The organism is Ruegeria sp. R8_1 (assembly GCF_017743815.1).
GTDB classification, from domain to species: Bacteria; Pseudomonadota; Alphaproteobacteria; order Rhodobacterales; family Rhodobacteraceae; genus Ruegeria; species Ruegeria lacuscaerulensis_A.
Map to the genome: position 1 here is coordinate 321,506 of NZ_JAGHRL010000002.1, position 13,557 is coordinate 335,062.

A 13,557-nucleotide genomic window follows, 5' to 3' on the forward strand; every position below is an offset into this window, starting at 1 on the left:
CTTTTTAGGGTTTGTAGCCCCCAAGCTCTAGAAGATCGCCGCAAAAGCGGTGAGCTCGGAAACCGCTGGTAGGCATTGTGATGTGACAGGCGACCTAAGTGCGTGCCATTCATTTAAATAGCCCATCAAAAAAAGTAGGTGAAAGATGAAATATCTGCGCACACCAGACGAACGTTTCCAAGAGTTGTCGGACTACGATTTCACTCCGCATTATACACAGATCGACGACACCGAAGGCGGGTTTATGCGAATCCACCATGTCGACCAAGGACCGCAAGAGGCCGCGCCTGTCTTGATGATGCATGGTGAGCCAAGTTGGTCATACCTGTACCGACATATGATCAAGGGATTCGTTGCGCAGGGTCATCGGGCGATCGCACCGGATTTGATTGGCTTTGGGCGGTCGGACAAACCGACCGAGCGCGACGATTACACCTATGCGCGCCATGTGGCCTGGATGGGAGAATGGCTTCGTAAAACAGATCTGCGCAACATCACTCTGTTCTGTCAGGACTGGGGCGGGTTGATCGGCCTGAGACTATGGGCAGAAATGCCGGACAGATTCGCACGTATTGTGGTTTCGAATACGGCTTTACCCACTGGTGATCAGCCAATGGGTGAGGCGTTCGAAAATTGGCGGGCATTCAGTCAGACTGTCCCGGTTTTTCCGGCAGGTGGCATCCTTCAAGGCGGAACCGAGACGAGCTTGTCCGACGAGACATTGGCAGCCTATGATGCGCCGTTTCCCGATGAAAGCTACAAAGCCGGAGCGCGCCAGTTCCCCATGCTTGTTCCCGCGTCACCGGACGATCCGGCCGCTGGACCCAACAGGCAGGCTTGGGAGGTGATACAGGGACTTAAAACTCCGGTTCTTACGGCCTTTGGCGCAGATGACAAAGTCATGGCAGGGATCGATCAGATATTCCAAAAACTGTGCCCTGGCGCTGCGGGACAACCTCATGTCGTGCTGCCCAAGGCAGGCCACTTTCTGCAAGAGGATGTCGGCGCTGAACTGGTAAAGCTGACCTGCGATTTTATTGAAAGGACGTCCTAGTTACCGGAGCAAGCCGATCATTCGCGAACTTCACCGGGGTCTACACCCCAAAGATTCGACTTGAGTGTCCAGCCTTTGTAACCACCGGCTGAGATCCGGCACCAGTCAATGGTGCAACTGCCCAGCCGGGCAACAACTCCGGACTCGAACTGGGCGCTGACCGGTGAGTTCGGATCGGGGTTGGTGTATACGGGCAGCATTTCGGATTCGATCAATACCGTCCGTACGCCGGACAACAAAGCATAGTGTACCCAGCCACCGGCTCCGTCGCGATCCTGAACCTTCCGCCAGTTTCCGAATTCGGCCGTCACCTGCAAGGGCATCCCACGCCGTTTGAAGACCCAGTCGATTCGATGTGTCAAAGACGGGCCGCGTCGCACATTTCCCTCGGCTGCCTTCATCGAGACGAAACGCGGCAGCGGCAGGTTCGTGACTTGGCCGCGTTTATCCTGTGCAGCTGCGCTTGACGCGCAAATTCCTATCAGGATCACGCTTATCAGCGCCGTTATTCGGCGTTTTGCGGGTAGAATACCACTCACTGACGGTCTGCTCTTGTGCCTGTTGATCTTGTTTCGAAAAAAGGTGGTTTCAATGCCCTTGGGGTTCTTGTGCCCCGCCTTTTCCTGCGCCACGATGCCATGGCGCGCGAAGTTTTGCAAAGCAGTGGGAGTGCACAGGTGCCAAGAGAACGTCTGAGTGTTGTCGTTACGCGACGGTTGCCCGAGGCGGTGGAAACGCGATTGAGCGAACTGTTCGATGTTCAGCTGCGTACAGACGATGCCCCCATGACCCGAGATGAGCTTGTCGCCGCGGTCAAAGAGGCAGATGTGCTGGTTCCCACCATCACCGATACAATCGACGGCGGGCTGCTGGGGCAGGCGGGTGAGAACCTGCGCCTGATCGCCAACTATGGTGCGGGGGTCGACAATATCGATGTGGCAACCGCCCGCCAGCGGGGCATTCTGGTGTCCAACACTCCGGGTGTGCTGACCGATGATACCGCCGACATGACCATGGCGCTGATTCTTGCAGTAACGCGTCGTATCCCCGAGGGGCTTTCTGTGATGCAGAAATCCGAATGGGATGGATGGGCTCCTAATGCGTTGTTGGGCGGCAGAATCGGTGGGCGCCGTCTTGGCATCCTTGGTATGGGCCGGATCGGGCAGGCCGTAGCGCGGCGGGCCAGCGCCTTTGGGATGCAGGTGCACTACCATAATCGCCGCCGGCTGCGGCCTGAAACGGAACAAGAGCTTGAGGCAACCTATTGGGAAAGCCTTGACCAGATGGTTGCGCGGATGGATGTGATATCTATCAACTGCCCGTCGACACCGTCCACTTTTCACCTGATGAACGCGCGGCGGCTGAAGCTGATGAAACCCTCGGCGGTGATCGTGAACACTTCGCGCGGCGAGGTGATCGATGAGAACGCTTTGACCCGGTTGATCCGCTCGGGCGAGATCGCCGGGGCCGGTCTGGATGTGTATGAGCACGGCACCGATGTGAACCCACGCCTGCGGCAATTGTCCAATGTCGTGTTGCTGCCTCATATGGGGTCCGCGACGTTGGAAGGCCGGATTGAGATGGGCGAAAAGGTCATTATCAATATCAAAACATTCGAAGACGGCCACCGCCCACCGGATCAGGTGGTTCCTGCCATGCTCTGACGTATCACTCAGGCTGGTGGCTTTTAATTTTTAGGAGGACACTATGAAACGAAGTCTGATTTCAGGATTGCTATTGTCCGTCATGGCCTTTGCTGACCCGGCCATAGCGCAAGAAGCAGCCGACGCCGTCGCACCCGAAGGTGGTTCGACCGGGCAGGTTCAGGGCCTGACCGAAGAGGTTATCGCCGCACTGGAAGCCAAGCTTGCGGGCGAGCCGGTCACTTCGGAAAACTGGATGGTCGCCGCAGCGAACCCGCTGGCAGTTGAAGCTGGGGCCAAGGTTCTGCGGGCCGGAGGATCAGCTGCCGATGCGATGGTTGCCGTTCAGGTTGTACTGGGTCTGGTTGAACCTCAGTCGTCGGGCCTTGGGGGCGGTGCGTTCCTGGTCTGGTATGATGCCGCAACCGGTCAGATGACCACGTTGGATGGCCGTGAAACGGCTCCGTTAGAGGCAAACCATCGTCTGTTTCAGGATGAAAACGGCGAACCTCTTAAGTTCTTCGATGCTGTTGTCGGTGGCTTGTCTGTCGGAACGCCAGGCACCCCGGCACTGTTGGAAGAAGCGCATCGCCGCTGGGGCCGCAGCCCATGGCCCAGCCTATTTGCAGACGGGATCACACTGGCTGACGACGGATTCCTAGTTTCGCCCCGGTTGGCAAGCCTTGTTGAAAAGGACGCCGAGCGACTGTCACGTTTCCCGGCAACGGCCTCGTATTTCCTGCCGGATGGCAAGCCGCTTGAGCAGGGGCAGCGTCTAGTGAATCCGGACTATGCTGACACGCTGCGCACGCTTGCCAGCGAAGGCTCGGCTGGCTTCTATGGCGGAGAGATCGCCGCCGGGATCGTCAGCACCGTTCGCGGGGCCGAAGGCAATCCCGGCGTATTGTCGGGTATCGATCTGGCGCTGTATCAGGTGATCGAACGCGAGCCGGTCTGCGCGACCTATCGCGCCTACGAGGTCTGCGGGATGGGGCCGCCATCTTCGGGCGCGCTGACAGTTGGGCAGATCCTGGGCATGTTGGACGGGTATGATCTGGCCGAGTACGGACCAGAAGATATCAATACCTGGCGTCTGATCGGAGATGCCTCACGGCTGGCTTTCGCTGATCGCGGCCGCTACATGGCCGATCACGACTTTGTCCCGATGCCGACGCAGGGTCTGGTCGACCCCGGCTATCTGTCCGAACGCGGAGAGCTTTTGAACACGGATGGTGCTTTGATTGATGCGAAACCGGGTAACCCGGCCTTCGATCATGCATCAAACTGGGCAGATGATGTGTCGATCGAGCTGCCATCGACATCGCATATTTCGATCGTGGATCAATACGGCAATGTCCTTTCTATGACCACGACCATTGAGAATGGGTTTGGATCCCGTCTCATGACCAACGGATTCTTGTTGAACAACGAATTGACTGACTTCTCGTTCAAGACCCACAAGGATGGTGTGCCAATTGCCAATCGGCTTGAACCCGGCAAGCGGCCCCGGTCGTCGATGAGCCCGACAATCGTAATGCAGGACGGTAAACCGGTTCTGGCCATCGGCTCGCCCGGAGGCAGCCGGATCATCGGCTATGTCGCCAAGTCGATCATCGCGTGGGCAGACTGGGATATGGATGTCCAGCAGGCCCTGTCCTTGCCGCATCTGGTTAACCGGTTCGGCACCTATGACGTGGAACAAGGCACCGCAGCCGAAGGGTTCACGGATGGGCTTACCACGCTGGGGTACGAGGTTAATCCGCGCGACCTGACCTCGGGGCTGCACGCGATCGAGATCGGCGACGTACTGATTGGTGGCGCGGATCCAAGACGTGAAGGCATTGCGCTGGGCGAATAACCCGGCGCCTTAATTAGGAGCAGCATGGTGCAGGCAGTTGCGTTGCCCCGGAATGAAAACGGGATCCAAACGGTTGTCGGAATTCTGAAACAGAAATTCGGCGACCGGTTGCAAACCGGTCAGGCCATTCGTGAACAGCATGGCCACACGACGACCTGGATTGAAAACCAAAGCCCCGACGCCGTTGTTTTTCCGCATTCTACCGACGAAGTGGCAGAGATTGTCAAAGCCTGCGCCACACACAAGGTTCCGGTGATCGCCTTTGGCACCGGAACCTCGCTTGAGGGGCATGTGAATGCGCCTGCCGGAGGAATTTCGGTTGATCTGACACAGATGAACAAGGTGCTGGCCGTGAATGCCAGCGATCTGGACTGTGTCGTGCAACCCGGTGTCACGCGCGAGGATCTGAACACGCATCTGCGGGATCAGGGGTTGTTCTTCCCCATCGACCCCGGCGCGAATGCCTCGTTGGGTGGAATGGCGGCCACGCGCGCCTCGGGTACGAACGCGGTGCGTTACGGTACGATGAAGGATAATATCCTCAGCCTTGAGGCCGTGATGCCCGATGGGCAGATCATACGTACCGGCCACCGGGCCAAAAAATCCTCGGCCGGGTATGATTTGACCCGTTTGCTGATCGGTGCCGAAGGCACGCTGGGCATCATTACCGAGATCACCTTGCGACTGCAGGGCATCCCCGAGGCAATCTCCTCGGCGCGTTGTTCTTTTCCAACCGTCGATGCGGCCTGTCAGGCTGTGATGATGACCATTCAATACGGTGTGCCTGTTGCCCGCATAGAACTGCTGGACGAGATGTCAGTGCGCGCCGCCAATGCCTATTCCAACCTGACCCTGCCGGAAACGCCGCTGTTGTTGCTTGAGTTTCACGGCTCGGAACACGGTGCCGTCGAACAGGCCGAGACCTTCGGTCAAATCGCTGAAGAGTTTCAGGGTACCGATTTTACTGCGACCACGACCACCGAAGAGCGGAACAAGCTGTGGCAGGCCCGGCACGATATGTATTGGGCAAGCCTGCAGCTTCGGCCGGGCGCGCGCGGAATCTCTACCGATGTCTGCGTTCCGATCTCGCGACTGGCCGAGTGCGTCACGGCCACGCAGGATAAGGCGCAAGAGCTGGACCTGATGGCCCCCATGGTTGGGCATGTCGGAGACGGCAACTTTCATACCTTGTTGCTGATTGACATGGACAATGCCGATGAGGTCGCAAAAGCCGATGGTTTTGTGGGCTGGCTCAACGATCTTGCGATCTCGATGGAAGGCACCTGCACCGGTGAACATGGAATCGGTCAGGGAAAGCGTCCGTATCTGGTCAAAGAACTGGGTGAAGCCACTCGTTATATGGCAGCCATTAAGGCGGCGCTGGATCCCGACAACATCATGAACCCCGGTAAAATCCTGTAGCCGCTTCACTTCCATTTGAGTGAATGCGCCACCAAAGGTCGGTTTTGCCCTTTTTTGCGTCGGCTGGACTTCGCGCTGAGACGCAGGCTTGGGCATAAACCTTGCCAAACAGACTCAATCCGGAGAGCGGGCGAATGAAAACCCAAGTCAAAGCACTGGTTGTCGGCGGCGGTGCCGTCGGGACCTCGATTGCATACCACCTTGCCAAGGCAGGCTGGGACGATGTGATGCTGATCGAACGGGACGAGTTGACATCTGGTTCGACGTGGCACGCGGCGGGCTTGTTGCCGCTGTTCAACATGTCATATGCGACCACCCACATCCACAAATACTCGGTCGATTTCTATAAGACGCTTGAGGAAGAGACCGGCCTGAACGCGGGCTTTGCCGTGGTCGGCAACCTTCGCATGGCGCAGACGCAAGAGCGTATGGACGAATACATGCTCTATGCCTCGACCGCCGAGACCTGTGACGTGGCTTATGAATGGCTGACACCCGAGCAGATTAAGGAACGCTGGCCGCTGATCGAAACCTCGGACCTGAAGGGCGCGATCTATCACACCGAAGATGGTTACATTAACCCCGCAGACGTAACGCAGGCGATGGCCAAGGGTGCGCGTCAGCGCGGAGTTGATATCGTGCGTAAACTGCAGGCCGATGCTTTCCACTGGAACGGCACCCACTGGGAAGTCACCTGCACCAAAATGGTCGAAAAGGGCGGCAACCTTGTCGAAAGCGACGAGCGGGTGGTTATCACGGCCGAACATGTCGTGACCGCATCGGGTAACCACGCACAGCGCACCGCCAAGATGCTGGGCATCAAGATGCCCGCGATCCCGGTCGAGCACACGTTTATCGTCATGGACAAAGACCCCGAGCTGGTCAAATGGCGCGAGGCTGGCAACCCCGAGCACCCCGTTGTGCGCGACGCGGACAATGAATCCTATGCGCGCGAAGAGCGCGGCGGCTGGATTCTGGGCATCTACGAACACGGCGCGCCTGCGCGTTTTGAGCATGGCGTGCCCGACAGCTTCCGCGCTGATCTGTTCCCGCTGGATCTGGACCGGATCGCGGATCAGTACATGGCGATGGCCGAACGGGTTCCGTCCTGCGCCGAATCCGGTCTGAAAGACGATTTTAACGGCCCGATCTGCTACACCCCCGACGGCAACCCGCTGGTCGGTCCGGCTCCGGGCCTGCGCAATATGTGGCTGGCCGAGGGCTTCTCGTTCGGGATCACCGCTGCGGGCGGCACTGGCTATTATCTGGCGCAGATGATGGTCGATGGCGAAGCCGAGATCGACATGGCCTCGCTGGACCCCAAACGGTATTCGTCGAACTGGATGACCACCGAATTCGCGGCGCGCAAGAACGAAGAATGCTATGAGCACGTCTACATCCTGCACCACCCCGACGAAGAGCGTGAAGCCTGCCGTCCGCTGCGGACTGTTCCGGCCTATGACCGCCAGAAAGCGCGTGGCGCACAATTCGGCTGGGTCAATGGTTGGGAACGCCCGAACTATTTTGGCCCCGTTGATGCTCCTGATAACTTCGACAAAGAAAGCCGCAGCTTCCGTCGCGGTGGCTGGTGGAAACACGCCGTGGAAGAAGCCAAGGCGATCCGCGAAGGCGTTGGCCTGATCGACGCGTCGGCCTTTACCAAGCATGTCGTCAAAGGCCCCGGTGCGACCCAGTTTCTGGATTGGTTCACCTGCAACAAACTGCCCAAGGTCGGTCGCATCAACCTGACCTACGCGCTGACCTCGCATGGGACCACCCGCACCGAATACACCATCGTGCGCAATGGCGAGAACAGCTACTACATCGTTTCTGCCGGTGCCTGGACCGAGTATGACGCAGACTATCTGCGCAAGGCGGCCGAGGACAAGATGGAGGAGTTCGGCTACATCGAGATCCAGGACGTGACCACCCAGTGGGGCGTCTTCGCAATCGCCGGACCCAAGTCGCGTGACGTTCTGAAAGAGGTCATCAAAGATGCCGATCCGGAAACCGCACTGTCCAACAAGCGTTTCCCGTGGCTGTCGGCCCGTCAGATCGAGTTGGGCATGTGCCCTGTGAACGCAATCCGCGTGGCCTATACCGGCGAACTGGGCTGGGAACTTCACCACCCGATCGAGATGCAGAACTACCTGTTCGATCTGCTGGAAAAAGCCGGTGAGAAACACGGTATGAAGCTGGTCGGCGCCCGCGCCCAGAACTGGCTGCGTCAGGAGAAATCCTATCGCGCCTTCGGCACCGAACTGGGTCGCGACGCAACCCCGCTGGAAGCCGACCTGCCGCGCTTTGTCGACCTGTCGAAGGACTTCTACGGCAAGGCCAAGCTGGAAGAGACCGGTGTGCGCGTGAAGTGCTGCACTTTGCTGATTGACGGTCCGGACGATGCGGACCCGTGGGGCCGCGAGGCGCTGTATACGCCGGAAGGTGAACGCGTGGGCCGTTTGACCTCGGGCGGGTATTCGGTCGCGTTCGAGAAATCCATCGGCATGGGATATGTGAAACCTGAGCTGGCGGTCGAAGGCACCAAGCTGCAAGTCAAAATACAGGATAAACTGTGGGATGCGGTTGTGACCTGCGACAGCCCATATGATCCAAAGAACGAAACCATCCGAAAGGACGGTTGATACAGTGTATCAATTCAGGCGGCGCAAAAACGCGCCGCCTGAAAAAGCCGTGAATTACTGCAGAAGCTGTAGGCTCGTGTTATAGGATGACCCAGTCTAACGGGGTAGCAGACACACCGGCAACAGGTTTGGGTTTCGATCAGAGGCTAGGTTTTTCCACCACAAACGCCAAATTGTTTGCAGGCATCTCAATGGTTTTCACAAGGGTCAGGCCCTGTTCCAGCATACACCCGATAATGTCTTGATCGTTCTTGTACCCGATTTCCGCATCTTGTTGCACCAACGCGTTATGGAACCGTTGGTCACCATCACTGGTCAGTTGCCCTGATCGCATGAAAGGCCCGTAAAGGATAAAGCGTCCGCGTGGGTTCAGGGCCTTTGCAGCCTCAGTCAGAATGGTTTGAGTTTCCTGCCAGCTGATCAGATGCGTCAAGTTGATCAGGACAATCAGGTCGCGCTCACCATACTTTTCATGCCACCCCGCTGCCGTTGCATCCAATTCCACAGAGTTGGAAATATTGGCATGCTCGGCAGCATACGTGTCGATGCTAGAGCGGCGCTCTGGCTCAACTTCAGTCGGTTGCCACGCCAAACCGGGCAGTTTTCGGGCGAATGCGCTGACGTGCTGCCCTGTTCCGCTGGCAAGCTCCAGCGCATGGCCAGCGGTCGGAGCCCATTCCGCAAGCAGGTCTGATAAGGCTTCGGCGTTGCGGGTGGCCGCCGGGGCGATCATTCGGGCGCCCTCGGCCTGCGTTGCAACACTGGCGTTTGCGGGAAGGGTGCGTTTGCTCATTATCGGAACCTGCAGGGTTTGAGGGCGTTTACACTGTCTGCGTCTAAGTCAGAGGTCGCGCCAGTTACCAAATCTGCCACCAGCTTAGACGCGGCGGGCGATGTCTGAAACCCATACCCGCCCTGACCGGCAGACCAGATAAATGTCGGCTCGGACGGTTCCGGCCCCAGAACCAATGTGCCGTCCGGGGCAAAGCTGCGTAGCCCCGCCCAGTTGGCCTCAAGCCGGGTAACGGGTTCAGTCATCATTTCTTCGTACCGGGCCAGCCCTTCGGCAAGGATCATGTCGTCCGCATAGGCGTCATGTGGCGGCACAGGGGTCGCCTCGGACGGAGAGACGATCAGGCTGCCTGCGTCTGGTTTGGCATACCACCCTTCGCCTGCACCCAGCATCATGGGCCAACCTCGCACATCGTAGCCACCCGGAGCCGGAATGCGTGCCATCGATCTCCGCTTAGGATTGATGCCAACCGGCGCAATCCCCGCCAATGCGGCGACCTCGTCGACCCAGGGTCCGGCGGCATTGATGACCAGGCGGGCTTCGTAACGATCTTGGCCGTCAACCACCCAGTTCTTGTTTTTTTTCAAGGATGTGACACGGTTTTTTGTCAGAACCTCTCCGTCATTGCGGCGAATGGTTCGGGCAAAATCCTGCATCAAACGGTCGGTGTCGATGTCGAATGCGGCGTCGCTGATCGCCGCGTGGCTCAGGACCTCTGGGTTCAGGATAGGCACACGCGAAACTGCGTCCGAGTTGGAGATAACTTGCATCGAAAGATCGCTGACATCGCGGTCAAAGGCCTCTTGCTGCGATGCGTTGGCAACCAACATAAGACCGCGTGGAGTAAGATACCCACCTTCGTGCAGAAACCCGGCGCTGGCCCGGTTCAAAGCAACGACCGATGGAGGACCATAGCTTTCCTCAAACAAGGCGGCCGAGCGGCCAGAGGCGTGGTACCCAAGGGCGTCTTCAGCTTCAAGCAAGGCAACTTTACCGAAAGCAGACAGGCGCGCCCCGGTGCTGAGGCCCGCTATCCCTCCACCGATGATGAGGAAATCTATCATGCCGCTTGGATCCTTGAAAAAATACCGCACAGACGGGGCAAGCCGCGCAGCGCATACTAAGCAGGCTTGAATTTGGGCATCAACCCATCCAAACACGTCATATACAATTATAGGAGGGCAGGGTGACAGCCGCAGATTTACACCCAATGGCCACGGGACATATTCCCCACTACGTGGTCCAGGCGGATGGCAGTGATTATCTTTTGACATTCATGTTCGTGTTTACGGTCGGCGTGATCATCTTGATCGGTGTGGGGTATTTCACACTGCATTCGATTCCGGAAAAAATCGCACACGAATCCAATCATCCCCAGTTTCAACTGGTTGGTATTCTTGCCCTGCTGGCCTTGTTTACTCATAACGGCTTGTTCTGGATTGCCGCCATTTTGGTCGCCGGTTTTCAATTCCCCGACGTAGGTGCGCCATTGCGTGCGATTGCCGATGCGATCCGATCTTTGGGTCCGCAGCGTCAGGATCCACCCGTGCCCCCGTCGCCCGAACATCAGGAGCAATAAGATATGCTTGAAACGCTGATGTGTGCACTGGTCACGGTGCTACCGGATTACCTGTTCCGTCGCTTTGTCCAAGGCAAACGGATCGGGCACGAGATTACCCTGTTCACCATGTGGTATGAGCTGCGCTGGGGCCTGACCACCTGCGCCATTCTGGCGCTGACCGTGATCACTACGCTGTTCTATTTTCACCCTGCCAGCAAGACGGCCGCGTCTTACTTTCGTACGGTGACAATCCTGCCGCAATTAGGTGGACGCGTCGCCGAGGTTTATGTGACCAACAACCAGCTGGTTGTTGCGGGGCAGCCCATTTTCCGAATGGAAGATTTTACCCAAACGGCAATGGTCGAGGCCGCCCATGCGCAGATCGCGCAGGTTCAGGCCTCTTTGAAAGTGGCCGAGACCGATCTGGCCGAAGCGACTGCCGGAATTGCAGGCGCCAAGGCCTCGCTGGATCAGGCGATTGAGGACCTTGAGCGCAACACGACTCTGCGCGACGAAGGGTCCAGTGCTGTGCGTCTGGCCGAGATTGACCGGCTGGAAAACATCGTGGCTGAACGCGAAGCCAAACTTGTGGCTGCAGAGGCGAAACGATCCGCCGTTGTTCAACAGATCGAAGAGCTTATCCCGGCACAGCTTGCCAGTGCAAACGCGCAACTGGACGCGGCCCTGACCGAGCTGGATAAGACCGTTGTTGCCGCAGGTGTGACAGGCCGGGTCGAGCAATTCGGCCTGCAGGTCGGCGATTTCGTAAGCCCCTTGTTGCGCCCTGCGGGCATTCTGGTGCCGTCGCATTCGGGGCATAATCGGTTTCAGGCCGCGTTCAACCAGATGTCTGCACAAGTCATCAAGCCCGGCATGATTGGCGAGTTGGGTTGCATGACCAAGCCCTTTACCGTCATCCCAATGGTCGTGGTGCAGGTTCAGGACGTGATCCCATCGGGGCAACTGCGCCCGTCCGATGAATTGCGTGACGTGCAGGCCAACACCTACCCTGGCTCGATCCTTGTTTACATGGAACCGCTCTACAAAGGCATGGCTGACGACATCCCTCCGGGCAGCAACTGTTTGGCAAATGTCTACACCAGCAATCACGAGAGGCTGGAGCATGAAGATCTGGGCTTCTGGCATGCAGCGTTCTTGCACGTGGTCGATACGATCGGTGTGGTGCACGCAGCGGGTCTGCGCTTGCGGTTGATCCTGATGCCTGTGAACACGCTGGTTCTGAGCGGGCATTAACGACAAAAAAGCTGCTTGGTTACAGAGGCGCCCCAAAACATCATAGTTTTGGGGCGTTCTCGGCGCGGGCCTTTTGTTCAAGTGACAGAATATCTTGGGCTGGAAGCAAAGACAGATTGACGTGTGCTTCAAGCGGGATCAGGCCGCGCAGTTGCAAATCAAGATACCGCAAACAACAGACCCGCAAGAATGACGTAAAATTACCTACATCGTGCCCCGCATCCAGGCTTTCATTGTATAGCCTGTGCAACAGTTGGGGCACGGTAAGCTCATCCCTCTCGCTGACGGTTTCAAGCGTACGCCAGAACAGCTCTTCCAGGCGCACGCTGGTGACCATACCTTCCATTCGGAATGAACGGGTGTGAGAAGCCCAAAGCGCCGGATCGGCATCGATAAACAACTGGCACATTGGGTTCCCCTTCGCTTCAGCGTCCCAGCCGCTCTTTGACGTCGGCCGCGAAGTCTTCGTATCGACGCAATGACTTCACCTCGACCTTAACATGATGACCCATTTTCTGCATGATGGGCAGATCGAACAGAATCCTGTCCAGAGTATCTGGATCTTCGACATCGACGATCGCCGTCACTTTGCGTTCACCGACAACCTTCCACAAGTCTTTGACGACGCCCGCCGACTTCGCGCCCAAGGCGGCTTCGGCTTCTTCTGCCCAGATTCCCAGCAGACCTTGCTGGGCCATCGTAGCATCGTATTCAACGTTGAAATTCAGTTGATAAAGCATGTTTTCCTCCGAGTTTTTTGACGCGTTCAGATAAAGCGACCACCTTTTTCGATCACTTCGATCTGATAACCGTCGGGGTCCGACACAAAGAAAAACCGCGCTACGCGCGTTCCTCCGGGGCGGAAATCCACGATGTCTTTGGGATAGGCTCCTAGATCACGGATGTGACCATGCATGGCGTCCAGGTCATCGACGACAAAGGCGATGTGACCGTATCCATTGCCCAGATCATAAGGTTCACTACGATCTTTGTTTATGGTCAGTTCTAGCTCGAAATCGGAACCTTCCGAAATCATGTAGATCAGGGTAAAGCCGTCAAAGTCGAGCCGATCCTTAACCTTCAGATCAAAAGCTGTCTTATAAAACGTCACGGCCCGGTCTTCATCGATAACCCGGATCATGCTGTGTGCAAGTTTTGCCATCTGCGCACCTCCTGCGGCTTTGTACCGGGCAGGGAACGCGAAGTGGTATTATAGGACTAATACAACCCTGAATTTTTGCTGGGGAAGACGTGCAACTCGGTTGATGGTTGCCGCCATCAAGGCCAAGGTACACGTCAAAACCGGACCAAGAAAAAAGGCCCGCAAACT

13 protein-coding genes are annotated in these 13,557 nt (G+C 57.4%); 7 read left to right on the forward strand and 6 right to left on the reverse strand.

Annotation, left to right across the window (positions count from 1 at the left end):
• The first annotated feature begins 145 nt into the window (after positions 1-145).
• Complete coding sequence (locus tag J7380_RS05670) at positions 146-1,054, forward strand: haloalkane dehalogenase (RefSeq protein WP_209194872.1); 909 nt, start codon at positions 146-148, stop codon at positions 1,052-1,054.
• Between the two features lie 17 nt (positions 1,055-1,071).
• On the opposite strand, the gene J7380_RS05675 is transcribed toward J7380_RS05670, so the two are convergent.
• Positions 1,072-1,545 carry an SH3 domain-containing protein gene (locus tag J7380_RS05675; protein ID WP_348539085.1) on the reverse strand — a complete coding sequence of 158 codons (474 nt, stop codon included), beginning with the start codon at positions 1,543-1,545 and terminating at the stop codon, positions 1,072-1,074.
• 186 nt (positions 1,546-1,731) lie between these two features.
• Between J7380_RS05675 and J7380_RS05680 the strand changes: the two genes are divergently transcribed.
• The 4 genes from J7380_RS05680 to J7380_RS05695 all read left to right on the forward strand — a co-directional run bounded on the left by J7380_RS05680 (position 1,732) and on the right by J7380_RS05695 (position 8,619).
• Positions 1,732-2,718, forward strand: coding sequence for a D-glycerate dehydrogenase (locus J7380_RS05680; protein WP_170353109.1), 987 nt, complete (start codon positions 1,732-1,734; stop codon positions 2,716-2,718).
• 43 nt (positions 2,719-2,761) lie between these two features.
• The gene (gene ggt / locus J7380_RS05685; protein ID WP_209194873.1) at positions 2,762-4,555 is read left to right on the forward strand and encodes a gamma-glutamyltransferase; all 1,794 of its coding nucleotides are present in this window, start codon (positions 2,762-2,764) and stop codon (positions 4,553-4,555) included.
• Positions 4,556-4,579: 24 nt separating this feature from the next.
• Positions 4,580-5,977: an FAD-linked oxidase C-terminal domain-containing protein gene (locus tag J7380_RS05690; protein ID WP_209194874.1), complete on the forward strand. Its 1,398-nt coding sequence runs from the start codon at positions 4,580-4,582 to the stop codon at positions 5,975-5,977.
• A gap of 134 nt (positions 5,978-6,111) precedes the next feature.
• Positions 6,112-8,619: an FAD-dependent oxidoreductase gene (locus tag J7380_RS05695; RefSeq protein WP_209194875.1), complete on the forward strand. Its 2,508-nt coding sequence runs from the start codon at positions 6,112-6,114 to the stop codon at positions 8,617-8,619.
• 139 nt (positions 8,620-8,758) lie between these two features.
• On the opposite strand, the gene J7380_RS05700 is transcribed toward J7380_RS05695, so the two are convergent.
• Both J7380_RS05700 and J7380_RS05705 read right to left on the reverse strand, forming a co-directional pair.
• Positions 8,759-9,412, reverse strand: coding sequence for a DUF938 domain-containing protein (locus tag J7380_RS05700; protein ID WP_209194876.1), 654 nt, complete (start codon positions 9,410-9,412; stop codon positions 8,759-8,761).
• Positions 9,412-10,476, reverse strand: coding sequence for an FAD-dependent oxidoreductase (locus tag J7380_RS05705; protein ID WP_209194877.1), 1,065 nt, complete (start codon positions 10,474-10,476; stop codon positions 9,412-9,414). Before J7380_RS05705 ends, J7380_RS05700 begins: the two co-directional genes overlap by 1 nt.
• A 122-nt stretch (positions 10,477-10,598) precedes the next feature.
• Here J7380_RS05705 and J7380_RS05710 point away from each other — a divergent pair, with 122 nt between their 5' ends.
• Entirely contained in the window at positions 10,599-10,991 is a 393-nt protein-coding gene (locus J7380_RS05710) for a hypothetical protein (RefSeq protein ID WP_348539078.1), read from the forward strand.
• A 3-nt stretch (positions 10,992-10,994) separates the two neighbouring features.
• The gene (locus J7380_RS05715; RefSeq protein ID WP_209194878.1) at positions 10,995-12,227 is read left to right on the forward strand and encodes a biotin/lipoyl-binding protein; all 1,233 of its coding nucleotides are present in this window, start codon (positions 10,995-10,997) and stop codon (positions 12,225-12,227) included.
• 40 nt (positions 12,228-12,267) lie between these two features.
• Here J7380_RS05715 and J7380_RS05720 read toward each other — a convergent pair whose 3' ends face one another.
• From J7380_RS05720 to J7380_RS05730, 3 genes are read right to left on the reverse strand one after another with little or no spacing between them, the layout of a single operon-like run.
• Positions 12,268-12,636, reverse strand: coding sequence for a ribbon-helix-helix domain-containing protein (locus J7380_RS05720; protein ID WP_170352261.1), 369 nt, complete (start codon positions 12,634-12,636; stop codon positions 12,268-12,270).
• A gap of 16 nt (positions 12,637-12,652) precedes the next feature.
• Entirely contained in the window at positions 12,653-12,967 is a 315-nt protein-coding gene (locus tag J7380_RS05725; protein WP_209194879.1) for a muconolactone Delta-isomerase family protein, read from the reverse strand.
• A gap of 26 nt (positions 12,968-12,993) precedes the next feature.
• Entirely contained in the window at positions 12,994-13,389 is a 396-nt protein-coding gene (locus J7380_RS05730) for a VOC family protein (protein ID WP_209194880.1), read from the reverse strand.
• Positions 13,390-13,557 lie beyond the last annotated feature (168 nt).

What these genes read in the sequence shown, in the direction of transcription:
- J7380_RS05700 (WP_209194876.1), bottom strand. Translation starts at nt 9,412, where the DNA reads ATGAGCAAACGCACCCTTCCCGCAAACGCCAGTGTTGCAACGCAGGCC.
- J7380_RS05730 (WP_209194880.1), bottom strand. Translation starts at nt 13,389, where the DNA reads ATGGCAAAACTTGCACACAGCATGATCCGGGTTATCGATGAAGACCGG.
- J7380_RS05705 (WP_209194877.1), bottom strand. Translation starts at nt 10,476, where the DNA reads ATGATAGATTTCCTCATCATCGGTGGAGGGATAGCGGGCCTCAGCACC.
- ggt (WP_209194873.1), top strand. Translation starts at nt 2,762, where the DNA reads ATGAAACGAAGTCTGATTTCAGGATTGCTATTGTCCGTCATGGCCTTT.
- J7380_RS05715 (WP_209194878.1), top strand. Translation starts at nt 10,995, where the DNA reads ATGCTTGAAACGCTGATGTGTGCACTGGTCACGGTGCTACCGGATTAC.
- J7380_RS05695 (WP_209194875.1), top strand. Translation starts at nt 6,112, where the DNA reads ATGAAAACCCAAGTCAAAGCACTGGTTGTCGGCGGCGGTGCCGTCGGG.
- J7380_RS05720 (WP_170352261.1), bottom strand. Translation starts at nt 12,636, where the DNA reads ATGTGCCAGTTGTTTATCGATGCCGATCCGGCGCTTTGGGCTTCTCAC.
- J7380_RS05690 (WP_209194874.1), top strand. Translation starts at nt 4,580, where the DNA reads ATGGTGCAGGCAGTTGCGTTGCCCCGGAATGAAAACGGGATCCAAACG.
- J7380_RS05725 (WP_209194879.1), bottom strand. Translation starts at nt 12,967, where the DNA reads ATGCTTTATCAACTGAATTTCAACGTTGAATACGATGCTACGATGGCC.
- J7380_RS05670 (WP_209194872.1), top strand. Translation starts at nt 146, where the DNA reads ATGAAATATCTGCGCACACCAGACGAACGTTTCCAAGAGTTGTCGGAC.